Source organism: Lentibacillus sediminis (genome assembly GCF_002763455.1).
GTDB lineage: Bacteria > Bacillota > Bacilli > Bacillales > Amphibacillaceae > Lentibacillus_D > Lentibacillus_D sediminis_A.
Genome location: NZ_NIXK01000002.1, coordinates 352,930 through 373,257, shown reverse-complemented (window position 1 = coordinate 373,257; position 20,328 = coordinate 352,930). Strand labels below are relative to the sequence as shown.

Sequence of the window (20,328 nt, the reverse complement as noted above, 5' to 3'; positions counted from 1 at the left end):
AATGTCGCTTTTTAATGCTATTAATACCAGTGCAAGTGCTCTCACAGCCCAGCGGCTTCGGATGGATGTTGTTTCTTCCAATATTGCGAATGCCCAGACAACCAGGGCAACAGTGAATGAGCAGGGAGAATTCGAGCCATACCGCAGAAGAATGGTTGTAATGGAGCCAAAAGAAGGCAGTTTTCAGTCTTATTTACATCGTGCAGCTCAGACAGCGGATGTTTCAGGCGGGGTAAAAGTGACAGCCATCACAGAAGACGAAACACCATTTAAGCTTGCCTACAACCCTTCTCACCCGGATGCAAATGAGGATGGGTATGTCGAATTGCCAAATGTGGATCCATTAAAGGAAATGGTAGATTTAATGAGTGCAACAAGATCCTATGAAGCAAATATTACATCCATGAATGCCAGTAAAAATATGCTAATGAAGGCATTGGAAATTGGAAGATAGTGAAGGAGAGGAAAAACAATGATGAATCAAGCAATCAATCCGGCAACACATGCTCAGTTACCCGATTTCTCCATAACAAAACCTGAAATGTCCCCTGCAAAGGCGCAGGAAAACTTCGGCAATATGTTAAATAACGCCATTGATGGAGTAAATGAGACGCAAATCGCATCTGACCGAAAAACACAAGCGCTGGCTCAAGGGACAGTCAATGATTTGCATGATGTGATGATCGCCTCTCAGAAATCAAGCGTTACCCTGGAAGCTGCGGTGCAAATTCAGAAAAAAGTTATCGATGCATATAACGAAGTCATGCGCATGTCTATCTAACATTAGGATAAATACATAGTAACAGCAATCGATAGCATGTTGGCGGGGGAATATATGAAAGAGAAAATGATCCATTGGAAAGATGCTGTGTTCTCATATTGGAAAAAACGGTCCAGGACACAGAAAGGAACGTTTATCGGTTCCGTTCTGATTGTAATCCTGCTCATAGCGGGGGTCGTTATTTTTACAGCAGCTTCGGCGTTTGTACCGCTGTACAGCAATCTTTCCATGAATGAAGTAGGACAGATAAAAGCAGAATTGGACGCAAGGGGTGTTGCCTATGAAATTACGGACGGCGGCACCACCATTCATGTTCCCGAAGAGCAGGTGGACGGTCTTCTGGTTGATTTGGCCAGTCAGGGCATCCCCAACAGCGGGAATATTGATTATTCGTTTTTTAGTGAAAATACTTCTTGGGGAATTACCGACAATGAGTTCAACATCATGCGTCTGGATGCCATGCAAACAGAACTTGCCAACCTGATTCAGGGAATTGAGGGAATCGGAAGCGCAGAAGTGATGCTCAATATGCCTGAGGAGCCAGTGTTTGTCAACGAATCGGCACAGGAAGCAAGTGCATCTATCGTGATTAATACGCAACCGGGCTATCAGTTTCAGGGCAATCAAATCAATGGGCTCTATCATTTGATTTCTAAGGCGGTGCCGAATTTGCCCCCTGATAATATTGTGGTTATGAACCAGTACTCTGAGTATTATGACCGGAATACGCAAACTGGCAACGGGGGATCCCCACAGAATGTACATACATATCAGCAGCAGGTGAAAGATGATATTGAGCGGGATCTTAAGCGCAGGCTGCAGCAAATGCTCGGCGCAATGGTCGGCATGGAAAATGTCATTGTTTCTGTTACTTCGGATATTGATTTTACTCAGGAAAACCGGACAGAGGAATTGGTGGAGCCTGTTGACATCGAAAATATGGAAGGTCTCCCTGTCAGTATTGAAACTGTTCAGGAGACATATTCCGGAAACCCGCCTGTTGGTGGCGAGGGAGGAACGGGTGAAGGGGATGTTCCCAATTACCCGGCTGATGCAGAAGGAACAGACGGTGAATATGAACTCGAACGTGAGACAATTAACAACGAATTCAACCGTATCCGCAGGGAAATTGTTGAAAGTCCCTACAAGGTACGGGATATCGGAGTTCAGGTAGCGATTGACCAAGTGCAAAGCCGCACAAGTGATGAGATAGAGTATTTAACCCAGCAGGAGCAAAACACAGTAGAGGCAGGAATTTCTTCCATCCTTGATTCTATTATAAGCACGACTATTGGTGAGGAATTCGGCGATGATTTGGTCCCAGAAGAAAAGTTTTCTATTGTGTTTCAGGAATTCAGCGGTGATCCGGATTCATCTGCTCCCACATCTCCTGGGATCCCAGGCTGGCTGTATGCGGCAGGTGCTGCACTTATTTTAATCATTATCATTCTCGCTATTCTTTTATTCCGGAACCGAAAAACGGAAGAAGAATACGTGGAAGAAGCCTTTACAACAGAGCCGGCTATTGAGCAAGAGGTGCCGGGAATGGAAGAGCCGAAAGATTCAGAGTCCGTTATCCGCAGAAAACAGCTGGAAAATATCGCAAAAGATAATCCGGAAGAGTTTGCTAAACTGCTGCGCAGCTGGATCACAGAAGATTAGGGGGAAACAGGATGCCAAGACAACAAGAAGCATTAACAGGCAAACAAAAAGCAGCTATTCTTTTAATCTCGCTGGGTCCGGATGTTTCTGCCCAGGTTTACAAGCACCTGTCCGAAGAGGAAATTGAGAAACTGAGTTTGGAAATATCTTCTGTGAAGAAAGTAGATTCCAGTGTTAAAGAAGATGTTGTCGATCAGTTTCATCAAATCGCTCTGGCTCAAGATTATATCTCCCAAGGTGGGATTGGTTATGCAAAAACAGTTTTGGAAAAAGCGTTTGGCTCAAGCGAGGCATCGACTATCATGGAGCGGCTCACTTCCTCATTGCAGGTGCGGCCATTTGATTTTGCCAGAAAGGCCGACCCGCAGCAGGTCCTGAATTATATTCAAAATGAGCACCCGCAGACCATCGCGCTGGTTCTTTCCTATCTGGGTGCAGATCAGGCGGGACAAATTTTATCCGATTTGCCTCAGGAGATGCAGGCTGATATCGCCAAACGAATAGCTACAATGGATTCTACCTCACCGGAAATTATCAGCCAGGTGGAACATGTGCTGGAGAAGAATATTTCCGCTTCCTTTACCGAGGATTATACACAGACTGGTGGAATTCAGGCAGTTGTTGAGGTGCTCAACGGCGTGGACCGGAGCACCGAGCGGACAATCCTTGATGCGCTGGAGATTCAGGATCCCGAACTGGCTGATGAAATTAAAAAGCGCATGTTTGTCTTTGAGGATATTGTCGTTCTGGATAACCGCGCCATTCAGCGGGTCATCCGTGAAGTGGAAAACGAAGATCTGCGCCTATCTCTGAAGGTAGCCAGTGATGAGGTGAAGGAAATTGTCTTTAAAAATATGTCCCGGCGCATGGCTGAAACCTTCCAGGAAGAAATGGAATACATGGGGCCGGTACGCTTGAGGGATGTGGAGGAAGCACAGACAAGGATTGTGACTGCTATTCGCAGGCTGGAAGACATTGGAGAAATCGTGATTGCTCGTGGCGGAGGTGACGATATCATTGTTTAAAGAAAGCAGCCAAGAGCAAAAAATAATTAAAGTGCGCCCGATTCAATTAAAACAAGAGGTTCAGCTGGAAGAACAGAAAAGCGAAAGATGGAAGCAACAGGCAGCCGAAGCAAAAAAAGAACTGGAACTCACACAGAGAGAAAAGGAAAAGATGCTGGCAGATGCAAGGGAAGAGATTGAAGCCGATAAAGAAAAATGGCAAGCAGAGAGAGCAAACTATGTCGAACAAGCCAGAAAAGAAGGCTTTTCCAAAGGTTTCGCGGAAGGTGAAGAAGAGGGGGCTGCTCAATATCAAGCAGCCATCAACAACATAAATATACTCGCCGAACAGGCGCGCACAGAATATGACGCCACCATCGAAAAAAGCGAGCAAGCCATTCTGGAGCTCGCTATCCATACGGCGGAAAAAATTATGAAGCAAACATTGACAGAAGATCCAGGTGCTTTTCTCTATATCGTAAAAGCGGCGATAAAAGAACTGAAAGACCAGTCTGTAATCTCGATTTACCTGCATCCGGAAAACTATCAGCATGTCGTGGAGCAAAAAGATGAACTGGAACGGATTCTTGAGCATGAGACAAGGCTGTCTATCTACATAAAACAAGAAATAGCCCGAGGTGGCTGTATTATTGAACATCCATTCGGGAAAATAGATGCAGGGATTGATACCCAACTGGAAGAGATCCGCACCGTACTTCATGACATATGCAATGGGGAATTGCCATGAATCTAAAAAACTATATCACTGCATTGGATCAATCAGATACATATAAACGTTACGGGAAGGTGCTTCGGGTTGTCGGTTTAATGATTGAATCACAGGGGCCGGATGCAAATATCGGGGAAGTGTGCTGCATTCATGCTGCGGCAAAAAACAAACCGCCGATTTTATCAGAGGTTGTTGGCTTTAATAACGAGAAGATTATCCTCATGCCCTATTCAGAGGTTGCAGAAATCGGCCCCGGCTGTCTGGTGGAATCCACTGGCAAACCGCTGACAGTAAAAATTGGCCGCGGATTGATTGGCAAGGTTGTCGATTCCCTTGGCAAACGGCTTGATCAATCAGCCCTGCCAAAAGGTCTGTCCGGTAAGGTAACCGAGCAGGCACCGCCAAATCCGATGTTGCGGCCATCAATTTCCGAGCCGGTACAGGTTGGAGTTAAAGCGATTGATTCCCTGCTGACAGTAGGCAAGGGTCAGCGAATCGGTATTTTCGCAGGGAGCGGAGTCGGCAAAAGCACATTGCTTGGCATGATTGCCCGCAACAGCAGTGCCGATGTCAATGTCATAGCGCTGATCGGGGAGCGTGGCAGGGAAGTGCGCGATTTTATTGAAAAAGATCTTGGCGAAGAAGGATTGAAGAAATCCATTGTTGTTGTGGCAACATCTGACCAGCCGGCCTTAATGCGGATAAAAGGAGCCTATACAGCTACTGCGATAAGTGAGTATTTTCGTGATTTAGGCTATGAAGTCAATTTGCTGATGGATTCCGTAACAAGGGTGGCCATGGCGCAACGGGAAGTGGGGCTTGCCATAGGTGAGCCGCCTACGACCAAGGGATACACTCCGTCTGTTTTTGCTGCCCTGCCAAAACTGCTGGAACGCAGCGGAACCAACCCCCACGGGGTGATCACCGCCTTTTATACGGTACTTGTGGATGGGGACGACATGAACGAACCGATAGCAGATGCGGTCAGAGGTATTTTGGATGGGCACTTTGTAATGGACCGCAAACTGGCCGAACGCGGACAATATCCCGCCATTAACGTACTCAAGTCCGTCAGCCGTGTGATGAATCAGGTTACAGATAAACCGCATCAGGATTTCGCCAGACAAATTCGTTCTCTAATGGCAGTGTATGAGACAAATCGGGAAATGATCCAGATTGGGGCCTACAAACGTGGCACAGATCAGGAGATTGACCGGGCGATGACTTTTTATCCAAGCATTCAGCGCTTTTTGCAGCAGGATACATATGAATACAAAACACTGGATGAATCAATTGAATTGATGAAAGCAGTGCTGAATGGGGGAGTTAACCATGGCTGAAACTGCAGCTTTAACGAAGATTCTGCATGTCAGGGAGAATGAGAAGAAGGACGCCCAGATGGCTTATCACCAGGCGATGTATGTGTTCGAGGAAATTGCCACAAAGCTGTACACGCTGCTTAAGAAAAAAGAAAAAGCCGAGGAGTCCTATGAAAGCTACTTGCATACACCTGCTTCACTTGATGTGATCAAACAGCAAAGCGCCTATATTGAAAGACTCAACAGACAAATAATGGACTTGCAGCAGGATGTGCTAGAGGCAAGATCCCATATGGAATCCAAGCAGCATGTACTGAAAGATGCCCACATCGAAGTAAAGAAATTTGAGAAGATCATCGAAACGAGAAAACAATCCGAAGCAGAAGTCCTAAAGAAAACCGAGAAAGCTTCCATGGATGAAATATCGCTTCAGCAATTCCGAAGTGGCAGATACAGGTGAGAGAGATGCAAAAACAGCTTAAAAAAGAAAAGAAAATGAACCCTGCACTCTGGTTTCTCTTTGCAATCATTATTCCGTTCTTTGTACTTCTTGCCATCGCGGTTGTTATATTGTCCGTCTCCGGTGTGAACGTGGCGGATTGGGCAAAGGAGAAAGGGAATCAGGTTCCGGTTTTAGCCTCAATGATCGATACAGAAGAGGAACAGAATATGCAGCAGGAGGAGGAACGGATGCAGGCAGCTATGGCTGAAAAGGATACAGAAATTGAAACACTAAGCCAGGAAATCGCAAGCCAAGAATCTGTGATTGAACAGCTGGAACAGGAAATTGTCAAGCTGGAGAACCGCAACATGAGCACGGAGCAGGAAGAAGATGCAGAAGAGGAACAAGCGCCAATGCAGAATATTTCCAGTTCATTTCAGGAAATGGATACCGACCAGGCTGCATTGATCATGGAAAACCTGGAAGAAGAAACAGCACTGTCGATTTTGCAGCATATGTCCACTCAGGATCGCGGGGCCGTTCTGGAAGCGATGAACCCGGAAACTGCTGCTAATTTGACCCAATTATTTATCAATGAAAATGAATAAAGCGAAACACTCGAAAGGAGGTGAGAAAATTGAACGCAATCGGAATGTTATTTCAGCACATGCCGCAGCCAAGACCGGCAATTGGATCAACCGGTCCGGCAAATAAAGAAGGAGCGATTGCTGTTTTTCAGGCAGTTCTTTCTAAACAGCTGCCAGAGAAGCAGGGGCTGATGAAGCAACTTTTCCCTGGTTCTTTACCTTTAGAGGGAGCAAAGCCAATGCCTGAAAAGGCAGACAGCGAGGAATCGGAGTCACTGCCAATGGAACTAGAGACGGTATTATTGCAGTGGATGAGGCAGCCGGTCAGCAGTCAAGATCCCCAGGCTCAGCTAATCATGGAATCAGCAGCAGAGGCTCCTCATGCTGGACAGGTCATCCATCAGTTGAGTGCTGCAGCAAATCAACCTATCCCTGGTTCTGCTAATACGGAAGGGGGCACCTCCAATCCGTTCGCCGAGATTGCCGGAAAACTAAAAGCCTTATTGGTCTCTCTTAATGGTCAGGGAGACGTGCAGCGTGCTTCTCCTAAAATTCTTGAATTGCTCGAGCAATGGACAGCCTTGGAGAAAAAGGGCGGATTGATGCAAGGAAATCCGGAAGCCATCCTGAAAAGTGAAAAACCTCATTTTTTGCAGGAACTGCTTTTGGCCTATCAGAAACGTGAGCAGCTGGCAGGCAAGCTGCAATACAACCAGGAAGCAAAAGTAACCAGTAACGATGTAGCCAAGTGGGTAGCAAAAGCCTTTGATAAATACCAGGTGATTGATAAATCGTTCAGCCCGCATCCAACGGTTATTTCAACGAACACGCCGATCGGTAAACTGGAACAGTATGTCATTCATTTGCAGCAGACACAGAATGCGCCGGCTCCTGACAAGCAATTAATCGAACAGTTCCAGAATGCGGTAAAATCGAGCAGGTTTTTGGCAGGGCAAAATGGCATGAATCAGCTGCAGGTCGCTTTTCGGCCGGAGAATCTTGGAGAAATGATGGTACGGCTGACACAGATCAATGGGGAAATGACCGTGAAGATCATTGTATCTTCTCAAGCAGCAAAAGAAATGCTTGAGGGTAACCTGCATCAATTAAGAAATATGTTCTCCCCGCAGCAGGTAGTCATTGAAAAAGAGGACGTGCAATTCCAACAGGGAAATTCCCTAAGTAAGGAAGAAGAAGCTGAACAGATGAATGACCGGGATCAGGAGCAGCCACAGCAGTCCGAATCTGGAGAAGATGAGCAGAATCACAGCGAAAGTGACTTTCAGGCACAATTTCAGGAATTACTGATGAATGAGAAAGTGTAGGTGTTGAGCATGGCAAAAATTGACCCATCGATGTATTTGCACAACAAACCGGAAACAAGGACGCCAAGTCCGGAGCTTGGCAAGGATGAATTTTTGAAGATCCTGATGACGCAGTTACAGAACCAGGATCCGACAAGTCCAATGAATGACAGGGAGTTTATTTCCCAGATGGCAACCTTCTCCTCGCTGGAACAAATGACGAATATGACCAATTCGATTAATACCCTTGTAGAGAGCCAGCTTGTTTCGCCGGTTATCGAGTACAGTCATATGCTTGGCAAGCAAGTTTCCTACCAGTCTTCAGAGGAGGGAGCAGAGGAAGTCATATCAAGTCGTGTTGTTTCCGTCAGCCAGAAAGATGGCTGGGCTATTTTACAGTTGGAAAACGAGGAAGAGATTTATGCAGATTCTGTACTGTCAGTAAGTGATCCGGATTAATTGGACTAAGGGTAAGCGGATAAGGAAGTGAAACCATGGATCATCGTATACATCAAGTTCCGCAGCATCAGGCATTGCAGCTGCCCGCACAGCAAAAGCCTAAGAACACCGCCCAGAGCACCGTTGATTTTCAGTCGATTCTCGCCAAAGAACAGGAGCTAAAGGTCAGCAAACATGCAACCGAGCGGATGAATGAGCGAAACATACATTTAAATGATAAACAGTGGCAGGCCATCAGTGAAAAAATGCAGGAAGCGAAACAAAAAGGGGTAACGGATTCCCTTGTGGTGACAGACCAGGCAGCACTCGTTGTCAGTGCGAAAAATAATACCGTGGTAACCGCGATGGCAAGAGAAGAGGCGACAAGCCGCATTTTCACCAATATCAATGGAACCATTTTAATTAACGACTAGGCTGGACCCTTTTTGGGAGGCCAAAAAAGCTGTTGACCGATAGATACAGCAAATTCTATAAATAAAAGGGGATGCATGAATTATGCTACGTTCCATGTATGCAGGAATATCAGGAATGCAGAATTTTCAAACAAAATTGGATGTAATTGGAAATAATATTGCCAATGTAAACACCGCTGGATTTAAAAAAGGGCGGGTCACATTTCAGGACATGATGAGCCAGACAACATCCGGGGCTCAGGGTGCAACAGCAGAGCGCGGCGGAATCAACCCCACACAGGTCGGGCTCGGTTCCCAGCTGGGAAGCATCGATAACATCCAAACCCAGGGCTTCAGGCAAACAACCAATAATCCATTGGACCTGGCATTGCAGGGAGATGGAATGTTTGCATTGCAAGGAAATGGCACTACGTATTACACGAGAGCGGGAAATTTTTACTTGGATGATGAAGGCAGCATTGTCAATCCGGACGGTTACTATCTAGTTGGAGAAGATGGGGCTTATCCGATCAGCATTCCAGACAATGCGCAAAGCTTCAGCATTCAGACAAACGGAACGGTTAATTATGTTGATGCAGCTGGTGATACACAAGAGGCCGGACAGATCGGCGTCGCTAATTTTTCCAATCCGTCCGGTCTGGAAAAGAGTGGAAGCAGTTTATTTTTAAACAGTGAGAATGCCGGCTATACCGGACTTGTTGTACCGGAAGAAGATGGCGCTGCTCAAATAATCAGTGGTTCATTGGAAATGTCCAATGTTGACTTGTCCGAAGAGTTCACCGAAATGATTACAGCACAGCGCGGTTTTCAGGCAAACACAAGAATCATTACCACGTCTGATGAGATACTGCAGGAACTTGTGAACTTAAAACGATAGCAGGGAGGTAGGGGGCCACTCATTAATTTCAGAAAGAGGCCCCCGCCATATCATGATCCAATTAATCCGACTGAATGGGGAAACATTTTTCCTCAATGCCCTGATGATTGAACAGGTAGAGGCATTGCCGGACACTACTATTACTCTCGCAGGCGGAAAGAAACTTGTGGTGAGAAACTCAGAATCGGAATTAACCGCACTTATTACGGATTATTATCAACAGATTGGTCTGCAGGCCATCATAAATAAGGCTGGTGGAAGCAATGAGTAAATTACTGAAGACAATGGGCATCTCTTTGGCGGTCCTGCTTCTCGGAGGAGCGGCAGCCACGGTGGTTATATTGAATGTAAGTGGTGAATCAAAAGAAGGAGAGGCCATAACGATTGATGAAATGGTGAATTATTCCTATCAATCTCCTGAAGTGACAACAGACCTGAAGGGTGGCAGCTTTGTCCGCATCCAGTTTCAAATTATAACCGATGGAAAAGCGGCACAGGAAGAGATCAGCAAACGCGATTTTCAGCTGAGCAACATCCTGATTAAGGAACTGGCTACAATGGAAGAGAAAGACTTTCAGGAAGGTCTTGGCGAACTGGAGAATACGGTTAAGAAAAAATTAAATGAAGTGATGACAGAGGGAACGATTACGGATGTGTATACCATTAATAAAATCATGCAATAGTCATCCGTGGACCTTTTTTCTAAGGGAGGTGAGTGGTTTTGGCAGATGAAGTCCTTTCACAAAATGAAATTGATGCACTTTTATCTGCAATTTCTTCAGGGGAAATGGATGCAGAGGAATTAAAAAAAGAAGAAGAGGAAAAAAAGGTCCGCGTATATGATTTCAAACGCGCACTCCGATTTTCCAAGGATCAGATCCGCAGCATTTCGCGAATTCATGAGAATTTTGCCCGCTTATTGACTACCTTTTTCTCCGGAAAGCTCCGGACCTATGTAAATATTTCCGTTTCTTCTGTGGATCAGGTTCCTTATGAGGAATTTATTCGGTCTATTCCAAAGCAGACGGTAATGAATGTGTACAGTGCTGCACCACTCGATGGAAGGATGATTATGGAAGTCAATCCGAATATCGCTTATGCGATGCTGGATAGGACGCTTGGCGGAAGTGGGAACGGCAAGACAAAAAGGTTGGAAAGTCTGACGGAAATCGAGACGATCCTCATGTCCCAGTTGTTTGAAAAAGCAGCGATAAACTTGCAGGAAGCCTGGTCGCAGATAGCCGAAATTGATCCGGTGCTTGAAGACTTTGAGGTCAACCCGCAGTTTTTGCAGCTGGTTTCCCCGAATGAAACTGTCGTGGTTGTTTCCCTGAACTCAACGATTGGAGAAGCAAGCGGCATGATCAACATATGTATCCCGCATATTATTCTGGAGCCAATTATCTCCAAACTGTCGGTCCATTACTGGATGCAGACCGTGACAAAAAAACGGGATGAGGGCGCCTATCAGAAAATCGCTGAAAATATTCAAGAGGCAAAGCTCGATACAAAAGTGCTGCTTGGAGAAGCCGAGATCGATATCCAGCAATTTCTGCAGCTGAATAAAGCCGATGTGATTGCCCTTGATCAGTCCATCGATGAACCGCTGAAACTGCAAGTGAATGATACCGCGAAGTTTTATGTACAGCCGGGCAGACATAAACAGAAAATGTCCGTGCAAGTATTGGAAGATATAAAAGGGGTGAAGAGAAATGACGAATGACGGAATGCTTTCCCAGGATGAGATTGATGCTCTTCTGCAGGTTAGCGAAGACGAGGATACCGAAAGCCGGCCAGAACCAGCCAATCAATCCCTGTCCACACTGGAAAAAGACACACTCGGGGAAATAGGAAACATCTCATTTGGCAGTTCAGCTACCACCCTGTCAACGCTGCTTCATCAAAAAGTGGAAATTACCACACCGAGGGTTTCGGTGATCGGGCAGGAAGAACTGGAAAAGGAAATTACATATGAACCTGTCACCATTGAAGTGAACTTCACGGAAGGTTTCCGGGGGAGAAATGTGTTTGTTATAAAAGCAGATGATGCCTCCATTATTTCTGACATTATGCTCGGAGGTGACGGGACTTCACCGGAAAAAGAGTTGAAGGAGATTCATTTAAGTGCGGTTCAGGAAGCAATGAACCAGATGATGGGTTCAGCGGCCACCAGCATGTCTGCTTTTTTCAATAAGAAAATTGATATATCTCCACCGGAAATAAAATATGAGGACGACTTCGGGGTGATTGCTGAACAGGACGCCTATGTAAAAGTCTTTTTCAACTTGCGGGTAGGGGATCTGATAGACTCCAGCATAGTGCAGATTCTTCCATTTACCTTCGCAAAAGAGATGGCAGATGAACTGCTGCAGCCGAATGAACCCACACTAATGGAAGATGTTCAAGCGGATGACTCGCGACATGAACAGCCCCGTAAGCAGGAGGGCAGGAGCCGGCAAATTCCGCCAGAAGCTAGTCAGGAACATAAGCCGCAGTATTTGGGAAATTCATTTGACCAGCAAACTGCAGCTGTACAGCAAGCTCACTTTTCGGAATTTGATCAAGTGCCGTTAAATCGGACAGAACAGCGCAATTTGGATATGCTGCTGGATATACCACTAAAAGTCACCGTGGAACTGGGACGTACAAAGCAGACGATTCAGGATATCCTGGAGCTCGCATCCGGATCGATCATCGAACTTGATAAATTGGCCGGAGAACCTGTGGACATCCTTGTCAATGACAAATTGATCGCCAAAGGAGAAGTAGTGGTGATTGATGAAAACTTCGGAGTCCGAGTCTCCGATATAATCAGCCAGAGCGACCGGCTGATGAAACTCAAATAAGGGGGGATCCGAAATGGCCCATCGTATTTTAATTGTAGATGATGCAGCATTTATGCGAATGATGATTAAGGATATTTTGACGAAAAATGGTTTTTCTGTCGTGGGGGAAGCACTGGACGGGGAGGAAGCGGTGGCGAAATACAAAGAGCTCACTCCTGATTTGGTAACGATGGATATCACGATGCCAGAAATGGACGGCATCACCGCATTAAAGGAAATCAGGCAATTCAACGACCAGGCAAAGATCGTCATGTGTTCAGCGATGGGGCAGCAAACGATGGTAATCGAAGCGATTCAGGCAGGTGCAAAGGACTTCATCGTCAAACCCTTCCAGGAAGACCGTGTGATTGATGCGATTCAAAAGGTGCTAAATTAAGAAACGAGTGTGTATGGAAATGAAAAAAATATGTTTTTATCTTTTGATGGTGTTTGTCTTTTCGGCCATCGCTCAGCCAATTGCTGCTGCTCCGGCAAATGTGCTTGACTGCCTGGAAAACAATCAGGGGTGTGAAGAGGAATTAAATGAAGCACCCGGCGGACAGGAACGGGGAGAGGAGACAGCGGGGGAGAGTCCGGCAGGTGGATTTCTGTTGTTTGATCTGGTTAAAATGTTTTTTGCCTTGCTGTTAGTTTTGGCCCTGATTTTTCTGCTGCTGAAGTTCTTAAATAAGCGCAATAAATTATTTCAGCAGGTAAAGGGTCTTGAAAATCTCGGCGGTGTTTCTGTCGGCCAGAATAAATCCGTGCAGATAATCCGTATTGGCACCAAGTTTTATATGATTGGTGTGGGAGAAAATGTGGAGATGCTCGGAGAAGTTACCGACGAACAGACAGTGGAAGAACTGCTTCATCGAAATAGAGAAGAAGCTGATCAGACCACTGCAGGACAATTACTGCCGGCATTTCTCAAGCAAAAGCAATCTGAGAACGGCAAAACACCAGGTCAGTTTAAAAAGCTGTTTGCCTCTGAATTGGACAGTCTGAAACAAACAAGAAAAGCAATCATTAATCAGCGTGGACAGAAGGAAGATCAACATGAATGAATTTATTGATATGTTTTCCAGCAGTGATCCTTCTGCAGTATCGACATCGGTAAAACTGCTTTTATTATTAACGGTTTTGTCACTGGCACCGGGGATTTTAATTCTGATGACCAGTTTTGCCCGGATCATTATCGTGCTTTCTTTCGTAAGGACATCCCTTGCAACCCAGCAAATGCCGCCGAATCAGGTGCTAATCGGGCTTGCTTTGTTTTTAACCTTTTTTATTATGGCACCGACGTTTTCCGAGGTGTATGATGAGGCGCTCGAGCCGCTGTTTGCTGAAGAAATCACCTTGGATGAGGCTTACGAGCGCGCCAGTATGCCAATGAAGGAATTCATGGCCGGACACACCAGGCAAAAAGATCTGATTCTATTTATGGAATACGCGGAGATGGAACCTCCGGACAGTGTGCAGGATATTCCAATGACCACGTTAGTCCCTGCATTTGCCATAAGCGAGTTGAAAACAGCATTCCAAATGGGTTTTATGATCTTCGTTCCCTTCCTGGTTATCGACATGGCGGTCGCCAGTGTTTTAATGTCCATGGGGATGATGATGCTGCCGCCGGTGATGATCTCCCTGCCGTTTAAAATATTATTGTTTGTATTAGTTGATGGATGGTATTTGATTACTCATTCATTACTGGAAGGTTTTTAAATGTCCTTCCATAAAGGAAAGGGGTTAAAAACTCATGGGCAGCGAATTTGTATTGTCGCTTGCAGAACGAGGTATATACACAGTTTTGCTCGTATCAGGTCCTTTACTCATTCTGGCACTTGCTGTCGGTCTTCTGGTCAGTATTTTTCAAGCAACAACCCAAATACAGGAGCAGACGCTTGCTTTCATTCCAAAAATCGTTGCAGTGCTTGTCGGGCTGGTGTTCTTTGGACCCTGGATGCTGACCACCATGGTGGAATTCACAGCCAATATATTTCAGAATTTAAATCAGTTTACAGGTTAATCCATGCTTGAGTATATTGATATCAATTCTTTGCCTGTATTTCTATTGATTCTTGTCCGGGTGGCAGCCTTTTTTGTGACCCTGCCCTTATTCTCTTATCGAACGATCCCGATGCAATTTAAAATTGGTTTCAGTTTTTTTCTTGCATATCTGATGTTTTATACGGTGGACGCCCCTGTAATTGCAGTGGATGATATGTTTTTGTTTCTCTTGATGAAAGAAGCACTTGTGGGTCTTTTAATCGGACTGATTGCGTTTATTCTTATTTCCGCATTGCAGGTGGCGGGTGGATTTATTGATTTCCAGATGGGCTTTTTCCTGGCCAATGTGATTGATCCGCAGACAGGTGCCCAAAGCCCGTTGACCGGCCAGTATTTTTATGTTTTTGCACTTCTTTTTCTATTATCGGTCAATGGTCACCATTTGTTAATAGACGGGATTTTTAATAGTTTTCAGCTAATACCTGTTGAATCGTTTATCCCGCTTGGAGAAGAGCGGATTGCAGATTTGGTGATTGAAACATTTAATCAAATGTTTGTGATAGCCTTTCAGATTGCTATTCCGATTGTAGGCTGTTTATTTCTTGTCGATGTGGCGCTTGGTATCATTGCCCGGGCAGTACCGCAGCTGAATGTGTTTGTTGTCGGTCTTCCGCTGAAAATTCTGGTAGGTTTTATCGTGATACTGTTCTTCCTGGTACTTTATATCGCGCTGGTGGAGAATTTGTTTACAGCAATGTTTGATGTGATGCAGCAGCTGATGAGATTGTTCGGAGGTGCTTAGTTTGCAAATGAAATTGGATTTGCAGTTCTTTGCCGGGGAGAAAACGGAAAAAGCCACTCCGAAAAAGCGGCAGGATGAACGGAAAAAGGGAAAGGTCGCCAAAAGCCAGGATGTAAATACGGCATTTATGCTGTTGTTCTGTCTGCTGATTTTGTTTGTATTTGGCGGGTTTATGCTTGACAGTATGCTTACGATGTTTGAACACACCTTCAGTGAATTTATTCATTGGGAGGTGACGGAAAACACCGTGCATCAGATCTTTTCCGGAGCAGCAACCGAAGCTGCCATCATGCTGGCCCCGCTGCTCTTAATTGCCATGGTTGCCGGAGTCGGTTCGAATTTGCTGCAGATCGGTTTTTTGTTCACAGCGAAGCCGCTAAAGTTTGATTTGAAAAAAATAGATCCGATTCAGGGGGCCAAGCGGATCTTTTCCATAAGGGCCCTGGTGGAATTGCTTAAATCATTTTTGAAAATTGTTTTTATCGGTGCGATCACCTTTCTGGTGATCTGGATCTACAAAGATGACATGATGATGACCGCCTTTAAAACTGCCGAGGACGCGCTGGAATTTTTTTCGCAGGTCACCATTGTGATGGGGGTTGCTGCAACAGTGGCACTCTTGTTTTTATCGGTATTTGACTATGCCTACCAGCGCTACGACTTTGAAAAGAATATGAAAATGTCCAAGCAAGACGTAAAAGATGAGTATAAAAATATCGAGGGAGACCCGCTGATTAAATCAAAAATCAAAGAAAAACAGCGTCAGATGGCACAAAGGAGAATGATGAGCGAGGTGCCGCAAGCGGATGTGGTTATTACCAATCCGACTCACTTTGCTGTCGCAATCAAGTACGATGAAGCAAAAGCTCAAGCTCCTTATGTTGTTGCCAAAGGAACCGATCACCTCGCTCGGAAAATAAAAGAAGTGGCAAAGGCAAATGATGTGCAGACAGTAGAAAACAAGCCGCTTGCCCGCTCCCTAAATAAGGAACTGGAAATTGGCGATGTCATCCCGGAAGAGTTTTATAAAGCGGTGGCAGAGATCCTCGCCTATGTGTATCAGTTGGGGAAGAAGGTATAAGAATGAAGGGAGACAGCCATGAAAGCACGTGATTTATCCGTACTGTTAGGTGTTATTCTAATAATAATTATGCTTGTCGTGCCGCTGCCTGGATGGATATTAAGCATTCTCATCCTGTGCAATATTACGTTAGCACTGATCGTTATTCTTGTGGCTATGAATACCCAGGAAGCGCTCCAGTTTTCTGTATTCCCTGCACTTATCTTGTTAATGACACTTTTTCGGCTCGGGTTGAATGTATCAACAACCAGATCGATTCTTGCAGAAGCCGATGCCGGCGGTGTGGTCGCTACATTCGGAAGCTTTGTCATCGGCAATAATGCGCTCGTCGGGTTCGTTGTATTTGTTATTTTAGTCATTATAAATTTTCTCGTTATTACAAAAGGGTCAGAACGTGTCTCTGAAGTTGCTGCGCGGTTTACCCTTGATGCCATGCCCGGTAAGCAAATGAGTATTGATGCTGACTTGAATGCAGGGCTGATTTCCGAGCAGCAGGCAAAGGAACGCCGGGAAAAAGTGGAAAATGAAGCCGATTTCCACGGGGCAATGGATGGTGCGAGTAAATTCGTGAAAGGGGATGCGATTGCCGGGATCATTATTGTACTGGTCAATATTATTTTTGGCCTGATCATCGGCATGGTACAGATGGGGATGTCCTTTCAGGAAGCGATTGATACATTTATGCGGCTCACTGTGGGTGACGGACTTGTCAGCCAAATCCCGGCCTTATTGATTTCCACAGCAATGGGGATCGTGGTAACGAAGACAACCAGTAAGGGCAACTTGGGCACAGAGGTTACAGGACAGCTGCTGCAGTACCCGAATCTGTTGTTTATCGCCGCAGGAACAATATTTTTGCTTGGACTTACTCCAATTAACTTTTTCCTGACTACGGCACTTGCCGGGCTTTTGGCATTAAGCGGCTATCTGCTGATGAGACGTGTCAGGGAACCGGAAGCCCCGGATGAGACGGAAGAAGATCAGTCCGAAAGCAATGCAATGAAGGCACCGGAAAATGTTGTTTCATTAATGAATATGGATCCGATTGAGTTTGAATTCGGCTACGCGTTAATCCCCTTGGCGGATGCCAATCAGGGAGGAGATCTTCTGGACCGGATAATTATGATCCGCCGGCAGCTGGCTATTGAACTGGGACTGGTTATTCCGGTCGTCCGCATCCGGGACAATATTCAGCTAGAGCCAAATGAATATCGCTTGAAAATTAAAGGCAATCAGTCGGCAACTGGTGAGCTGCTGCTTGACCATTATCTGGCAATGGCGCCTGATTTGGATGATGACCCAATCGAAGGAATTTCAACAAAGGAACCTGCTTTTGGTCTGCCGGCAAAATGGATTACAGCAGGAAACAAAGATGAGGCGGAACTTTCCGGCTACACGGTGGTGGACCCGCCGTCCGTAGTCTCCACCCATATTACGGAGGTAATCAAGCAGAATGCCCATACCCTCCTGGGAAGACAGGAAACAAAGCAGCTTATTGATCATTTGAAAGAAACATATCCGATCCTTGTAGAAGAGGTAACACCAGAGCCTATGGCGGTCGGCGACGTTCAGAAGGTGCTTGCCAAACTGCTAAGGGAGAATATATCGATCCGCAATCTGCCGGTGATTTTTGAAACGTTAGCAGATTTTTCCAAAATGACCAATGACACGGAACTGCTTGCAGAATATGCGCGGCAGGCGTTATCGCCGCAGATAACCAAACAATATGCCAAAGATGGTCAGTCGTTAAATGTGATAACTGTCTCACCAAAAGCAGAGAAAATGATTGCAGAAAATATCCAGCAGACGGAGCACGGCAATTATCTGGCACTTGATCCGGAGGCACAGCAGGCCATTATCAAAACAATCCATGATGAAGTGGAAAAGCTGACACTTCAGGAGGAATCAGCTGTAGTTCTATGCTCTCCAGCGATCCGGATGTATGTGAAACAGCTGCTGGACCGGTTTCTGCCGCAAGTTGTCGTCCTTTCCTATAACGAGCTGGAGCCGACAGTGCAAGTGCAAAGTGTTGGGGTGGTGAATGTAGCATGAAGGTGAAAAAATATGTAGCGCCGACCATGCCGGAAGCAATGAAGCAAGTGCGCAAAGATTTTGGTTCAGAGGCTGTGATCCTCAACTCCAGAGAGGTGCATAGCGGCGGTATATTTGGTCTGTTTAAAAAAGTAAGCATTGAAGTAGTTGCAGGACTTGACAAGGAGCCATACAGAGATGCCTCCAGAAAAACAGGGGAAGTCAAACCAATTTCCCAAACCAATCGCCAGGAACGGGGTTCATCTCTGAGCAATGAATTTTTATCCGAAATGAAACAGTTAAAGAAAATGGTCGAATATCAGACTTCGCGTCTTCCAAAGGAATACGAAGGCGGATATCAGTATCTATATGAACATTTGCTCGAACAGGAAGTGGAGCAGAAATTAGCCACGGAAATTACAGAGTCGCTGCAAAAAAAGCATGCAGGATCAGGTAAACGACCAGACTCCGAGACGATTATGCAAGACGCAGCCGCACATATAAAAGCCCAGCTAGACAGCATGTCATTTCAGGGAATCTGCGGAGAGAAACGGATCATTCAATTTATCGGTCCAACTGGGGTAGGAAAAACAACCACACTTGCAAAGCTGGCAGCCAGAAGCATGCTTCGTGATGATAAAAAGGTTGCTTTTATCACGACAGATACATACCGGATTGCAGCGATTGAACAATTAAAAACTTATGCAGAAATCCTTGATATTCCCGTTGAAGTGGCATATACCATGAACGACTATCGGGAGGCTGTTAAACGACTGAATACGTATGATTTAATTTTTGTTGATACAGCGGGGAGAAATTTCCGGGAAGAAAAATATGTGAGAGAACTTGAGCAACATCTGGACTTTGGAGGCGGAGTAGACAGCTACCTTGTATTATCTATGACTGGCAAGCCAAAAGATCTTGAGGAAATTTATCAGCAGTTTGCCGATTTTCCGTTAACTTCTTTGATTTTCACGAAGATGGATGAAACAACACGATTTGGGAGCTTGCTGAACATGTTATTGCGGCATCAGATTGGTGTGGCATACCTGACAAACGGGCAGGAAGTCCCTGATGATGTGATATTCGCCACCCCTGAGAAGATCGCAGAACTGGTGGCAGGTGCGAATGATGCATAGTGATCAGGCAGCAGAGCTCAGGCGCCGGCTGGGCAAGGAAACTGCTGTAAAACAGGCAAGGACCATTGCTGTAGTTAGCGGTAAGGGCGGGGTCGGTAAATCAAGCATCGTCATCAATTTTTCACTGGAATTGATCAAAAACGGTAAAAAAGTTCTGCTGATTGACTTGGATGTCGGTATGGGGAACATTGATATTCTCTTAGGATTTTATGCTAGCAGGTCTTTTGCCGATCTGTTCTCAGGAGATGTCAGCATGCATGATATTATTGAAAGAGGACCTGAAGGCTTGGCATACATCGCCGGCGGAAAAGGCCTTGGCTCATTATTTTCCCTGGATGAAGAGAAGCGGGACTATTTTTATGCAGAGTATAGGGAACTCGCGAAGCAATATGACTATATCCTGTTTGATATGGGAGCAGGGGCTAGTGAAGACAGCATCTTTTTCATTCTGGCGGCAGATGAGTGTATCGTAGTTACCACCCCGGAGCCGACAGCTATCACGGATGCCTACAGTATGGTTAAACAAGTAGTTGCGAAAGAGCCAAAGATGCCTTTTCACATTATCATGAATCGTGCATCTTCCTTTAAAAGCGGCAGTAAGGCAACGGAGCGATTCCAAAAAGTGGTCTTACGGTTCTTATCGGCAGATGTGCAGCGGATGGGAATTATCCCGGATGATAAAGCCGTGGCAACAGCTGTTATACGGCAGATTCCCTTTACAATAATGAATAGTAAATCACCTGCTTCCAAAACAATGAAGCAGCTCACACGGGATTATCTCATGGAGGAAACGGAGACAGAAAACAATGCATCAACATTTTTGCAGAAACTGAGACGATTCATGCCCTGAGCGGCATGGAAGTTA

General features: G+C 45.5%; 25 protein-coding genes. All 25 read left to right on the top strand.

Annotated elements, in window-relative coordinates; all coding sequences use genetic code 11:
• The first annotated feature begins 1 nt into the window (after nucleotide 1).
• The 25 genes from flgC to CEG13_RS05865 all read left to right on the top strand — a co-directional run bounded on the left by flgC (nucleotide 2) and on the right by CEG13_RS05865 (nucleotide 20,313).
• On the top strand, nucleotides 2–454 hold the full coding sequence (gene flgC / locus CEG13_RS05985) for a flagellar basal body rod protein FlgC (protein ID WP_100010964.1): 453 nt from the start codon (nucleotides 2–4) through the stop codon (nucleotides 452–454).
• A 21-nt stretch (nucleotides 455–475) separates the two neighbouring features.
• Nucleotides 476–781: a flagellar hook-basal body complex protein FliE gene (gene fliE / locus CEG13_RS05980; RefSeq protein WP_192869521.1), complete on the top strand. Its 306-nt coding sequence runs from the start codon at nucleotides 476–478 to the stop codon at nucleotides 779–781.
• 54 nt (nucleotides 782–835) lie between these two features.
• Nucleotides 836–2,443: a flagellar basal-body MS-ring/collar protein FliF gene (fliF, locus tag CEG13_RS05975; RefSeq protein ID WP_100010962.1), complete on the top strand. Its 1,608-nt coding sequence runs from the start codon at nucleotides 836–838 to the stop codon at nucleotides 2,441–2,443.
• Between the two features lie 11 nt (nucleotides 2,444–2,454).
• Nucleotides 2,455–3,468, top strand: a complete 1,014-nt coding sequence (fliG, locus tag CEG13_RS05970) for a flagellar motor switch protein FliG (protein ID WP_100010961.1) — start codon at nucleotides 2,455–2,457, stop codon at nucleotides 3,466–3,468.
• Nucleotides 3,440–4,195, top strand: a complete 756-nt coding sequence (fliH, locus tag CEG13_RS05965) for a flagellar assembly protein FliH (protein ID WP_239984589.1) — start codon at nucleotides 3,440–3,442, stop codon at nucleotides 4,193–4,195. Before fliG ends, fliH begins: the two co-directional genes overlap by 29 nt.
• Nucleotides 4,192–5,517, top strand: a complete 1,326-nt coding sequence (gene fliI / locus CEG13_RS05960; protein ID WP_100010959.1) for a flagellar protein export ATPase FliI — start codon at nucleotides 4,192–4,194, stop codon at nucleotides 5,515–5,517. The genes fliH and fliI overlap by 4 nt, the downstream gene beginning before the upstream one ends.
• On the top strand, nucleotides 5,510–5,956 hold the full coding sequence (gene fliJ / locus CEG13_RS05955; protein WP_100010958.1) for a flagellar export protein FliJ: 447 nt from the start codon (nucleotides 5,510–5,512) through the stop codon (nucleotides 5,954–5,956). Before fliI ends, fliJ begins: the two co-directional genes overlap by 8 nt.
• Before the next feature lie 5 nt (nucleotides 5,957–5,961).
• Nucleotides 5,962–6,546 carry a MotE family protein gene (locus CEG13_RS05950; RefSeq protein ID WP_100010957.1) on the top strand — a complete coding sequence of 195 codons (585 nt, stop codon included), beginning with the start codon at nucleotides 5,962–5,964 and terminating at the stop codon, nucleotides 6,544–6,546.
• A gap of 29 nt (nucleotides 6,547–6,575) precedes the next feature.
• Nucleotides 6,576–7,850 carry a flagellar hook-length control protein FliK gene (locus tag CEG13_RS05945; protein ID WP_100010956.1) on the top strand — a complete coding sequence of 425 codons (1,275 nt, stop codon included), beginning with the start codon at nucleotides 6,576–6,578 and terminating at the stop codon, nucleotides 7,848–7,850.
• Between the two features lie 9 nt (nucleotides 7,851–7,859).
• Nucleotides 7,860–8,288 carry a flagellar hook assembly protein FlgD gene (gene flgD, locus CEG13_RS05940; protein WP_100010955.1) on the top strand — a complete coding sequence of 143 codons (429 nt, stop codon included), beginning with the start codon at nucleotides 7,860–7,862 and terminating at the stop codon, nucleotides 8,286–8,288.
• A gap of 35 nt (nucleotides 8,289–8,323) precedes the next feature.
• Nucleotides 8,324–8,701, top strand: a complete 378-nt coding sequence (locus CEG13_RS05935; protein ID WP_100010954.1) for a TIGR02530 family flagellar biosynthesis protein — start codon at nucleotides 8,324–8,326, stop codon at nucleotides 8,699–8,701.
• 82 nt (nucleotides 8,702–8,783) lie between these two features.
• A complete protein-coding gene (gene flgG / locus CEG13_RS05930) occupies nucleotides 8,784–9,578 on the top strand; it encodes a flagellar basal body rod protein FlgG (protein ID WP_100010953.1) in 795 nt (264 codons plus the stop codon).
• Between the two features lie 52 nt (nucleotides 9,579–9,630).
• On the top strand, nucleotides 9,631–9,849 hold the full coding sequence (locus CEG13_RS05925; RefSeq protein WP_100010952.1) for a flagellar FlbD family protein: 219 nt from the start codon (nucleotides 9,631–9,633) through the stop codon (nucleotides 9,847–9,849).
• The gene (gene fliL / locus CEG13_RS05920) at nucleotides 9,842–10,261 is read left to right on the top strand and encodes a flagellar basal body-associated protein FliL (protein ID WP_100010951.1); all 420 of its coding nucleotides are present in this window, start codon (nucleotides 9,842–9,844) and stop codon (nucleotides 10,259–10,261) included. The genes CEG13_RS05925 and fliL overlap by 8 nt, the downstream gene beginning before the upstream one ends.
• Nucleotides 10,262–10,299: 38 nt before the next feature.
• Nucleotides 10,300–11,301, top strand: a complete 1,002-nt coding sequence (gene fliM / locus CEG13_RS05915; RefSeq protein WP_100010950.1) for a flagellar motor switch protein FliM — start codon at nucleotides 10,300–10,302, stop codon at nucleotides 11,299–11,301.
• A complete protein-coding gene (gene fliY / locus CEG13_RS05910; protein WP_100010949.1) occupies nucleotides 11,291–12,424 on the top strand; it encodes a flagellar motor switch phosphatase FliY in 1,134 nt (377 codons plus the stop codon). The genes fliM and fliY overlap by 11 nt, the downstream gene beginning before the upstream one ends.
• A gap of 13 nt (nucleotides 12,425–12,437) precedes the next feature.
• Nucleotides 12,438–12,800: a response regulator gene (locus CEG13_RS05905; protein WP_100010948.1), complete on the top strand. Its 363-nt coding sequence runs from the start codon at nucleotides 12,438–12,440 to the stop codon at nucleotides 12,798–12,800.
• A gap of 19 nt (nucleotides 12,801–12,819) precedes the next feature.
• Nucleotides 12,820–13,467, top strand: a complete 648-nt coding sequence (locus CEG13_RS05900) for a flagellar biosynthetic protein FliO (RefSeq protein WP_158234653.1) — start codon at nucleotides 12,820–12,822, stop codon at nucleotides 13,465–13,467.
• Nucleotides 13,460–14,125 (top strand): flagellar type III secretion system pore protein FliP, encoded by a 666-nt coding sequence (gene fliP / locus CEG13_RS05895; RefSeq protein ID WP_100010946.1) that lies wholly within the window; start codon nucleotides 13,460–13,462, stop codon nucleotides 14,123–14,125. The genes CEG13_RS05900 and fliP overlap by 8 nt, the downstream gene beginning before the upstream one ends.
• A gap of 34 nt (nucleotides 14,126–14,159) precedes the next feature.
• Nucleotides 14,160–14,429 (top strand): flagellar biosynthesis protein FliQ, encoded by a 270-nt coding sequence (gene fliQ, locus CEG13_RS05890; protein WP_100010945.1) that lies wholly within the window; start codon nucleotides 14,160–14,162, stop codon nucleotides 14,427–14,429.
• 3 nt (nucleotides 14,430–14,432) lie between these two features.
• The gene (fliR, locus tag CEG13_RS05885; protein WP_100010944.1) at nucleotides 14,433–15,212 is read left to right on the top strand and encodes a flagellar biosynthetic protein FliR; all 780 of its coding nucleotides are present in this window, start codon (nucleotides 14,433–14,435) and stop codon (nucleotides 15,210–15,212) included.
• Between the two features lies 1 nt (nucleotide 15,213).
• On the top strand, nucleotides 15,214–16,293 hold the full coding sequence (gene flhB / locus CEG13_RS05880) for a flagellar biosynthesis protein FlhB (protein ID WP_100010943.1): 1,080 nt from the start codon (nucleotides 15,214–15,216) through the stop codon (nucleotides 16,291–16,293).
• A gap of 18 nt (nucleotides 16,294–16,311) precedes the next feature.
• The gene (flhA, locus tag CEG13_RS05875) at nucleotides 16,312–18,345 is read left to right on the top strand and encodes a flagellar biosynthesis protein FlhA (protein ID WP_100010942.1); all 2,034 of its coding nucleotides are present in this window, start codon (nucleotides 16,312–16,314) and stop codon (nucleotides 18,343–18,345) included.
• Nucleotides 18,342–19,463 (top strand): flagellar biosynthesis GTPase FlhF, encoded by a 1,122-nt coding sequence (gene flhF, locus CEG13_RS05870; RefSeq protein WP_100010941.1) that lies wholly within the window; start codon nucleotides 18,342–18,344, stop codon nucleotides 19,461–19,463. The genes flhA and flhF overlap by 4 nt, the downstream gene beginning before the upstream one ends.
• Complete coding sequence (locus tag CEG13_RS05865; protein WP_239984581.1) at nucleotides 19,453–20,313, top strand: MinD/ParA family protein; 861 nt, start codon at nucleotides 19,453–19,455, stop codon at nucleotides 20,311–20,313. The genes flhF and CEG13_RS05865 overlap by 11 nt, the downstream gene beginning before the upstream one ends.
• Nucleotides 20,314–20,328 lie beyond the last annotated feature (15 nt).

Excerpts from the sequence above, each read along its gene's own strand:
- flhA (WP_100010942.1), top strand. The coding sequence starts at position 16,312 with ATGAAAGCACGTGATTTATCCGTACTGTTAGGTGTTATTCTAATAATA.
- fliI (WP_100010959.1), top strand. The coding sequence starts at position 4,192 with ATGAATCTAAAAAACTATATCACTGCATTGGATCAATCAGATACATAT.
- flgG (WP_100010953.1), top strand. The coding sequence starts at position 8,784 with ATGCTACGTTCCATGTATGCAGGAATATCAGGAATGCAGAATTTTCAA.
- CEG13_RS05950 (WP_100010957.1), top strand. The coding sequence starts at position 5,962 with ATGCAAAAACAGCTTAAAAAAGAAAAGAAAATGAACCCTGCACTCTGG.
- fliE (WP_192869521.1), top strand. The coding sequence starts at position 476 with ATGAATCAAGCAATCAATCCGGCAACACATGCTCAGTTACCCGATTTC.
- fliP (WP_100010946.1), top strand. The coding sequence starts at position 13,460 with ATGAATGAATTTATTGATATGTTTTCCAGCAGTGATCCTTCTGCAGTA.
- flgD (WP_100010955.1), top strand. The coding sequence starts at position 7,860 with ATGGCAAAAATTGACCCATCGATGTATTTGCACAACAAACCGGAAACA.
- CEG13_RS05900 (WP_158234653.1), top strand. The coding sequence starts at position 12,820 with ATGAAAAAAATATGTTTTTATCTTTTGATGGTGTTTGTCTTTTCGGCC.
- fliY (WP_100010949.1), top strand. The coding sequence starts at position 11,291 with ATGACGAATGACGGAATGCTTTCCCAGGATGAGATTGATGCTCTTCTG.
- CEG13_RS05925 (WP_100010952.1), top strand. The coding sequence starts at position 9,631 with ATGATCCAATTAATCCGACTGAATGGGGAAACATTTTTCCTCAATGCC.
- fliQ (WP_100010945.1), top strand. The coding sequence starts at position 14,160 with ATGGGCAGCGAATTTGTATTGTCGCTTGCAGAACGAGGTATATACACA.
- fliJ (WP_100010958.1), top strand. The coding sequence starts at position 5,510 with ATGGCTGAAACTGCAGCTTTAACGAAGATTCTGCATGTCAGGGAGAAT.
- flgC (WP_100010964.1), top strand. The coding sequence starts at position 2 with ATGTCGCTTTTTAATGCTATTAATACCAGTGCAAGTGCTCTCACAGCC.
- CEG13_RS05905 (WP_100010948.1), top strand. The coding sequence starts at position 12,438 with ATGGCCCATCGTATTTTAATTGTAGATGATGCAGCATTTATGCGAATG.
- fliG (WP_100010961.1), top strand. The coding sequence starts at position 2,455 with ATGCCAAGACAACAAGAAGCATTAACAGGCAAACAAAAAGCAGCTATT.
- fliF (WP_100010962.1), top strand. The coding sequence starts at position 836 with ATGAAAGAGAAAATGATCCATTGGAAAGATGCTGTGTTCTCATATTGG.
- CEG13_RS05935 (WP_100010954.1), top strand. The coding sequence starts at position 8,324 with ATGGATCATCGTATACATCAAGTTCCGCAGCATCAGGCATTGCAGCTG.
- fliL (WP_100010951.1), top strand. The coding sequence starts at position 9,842 with ATGAGTAAATTACTGAAGACAATGGGCATCTCTTTGGCGGTCCTGCTT.
- CEG13_RS05865 (WP_239984581.1), top strand. The coding sequence starts at position 19,453 with ATGATGCATAGTGATCAGGCAGCAGAGCTCAGGCGCCGGCTGGGCAAG.
- fliR (WP_100010944.1), top strand. The coding sequence starts at position 14,433 with ATGCTTGAGTATATTGATATCAATTCTTTGCCTGTATTTCTATTGATT.
- flhF (WP_100010941.1), top strand. The coding sequence starts at position 18,342 with ATGAAGGTGAAAAAATATGTAGCGCCGACCATGCCGGAAGCAATGAAG.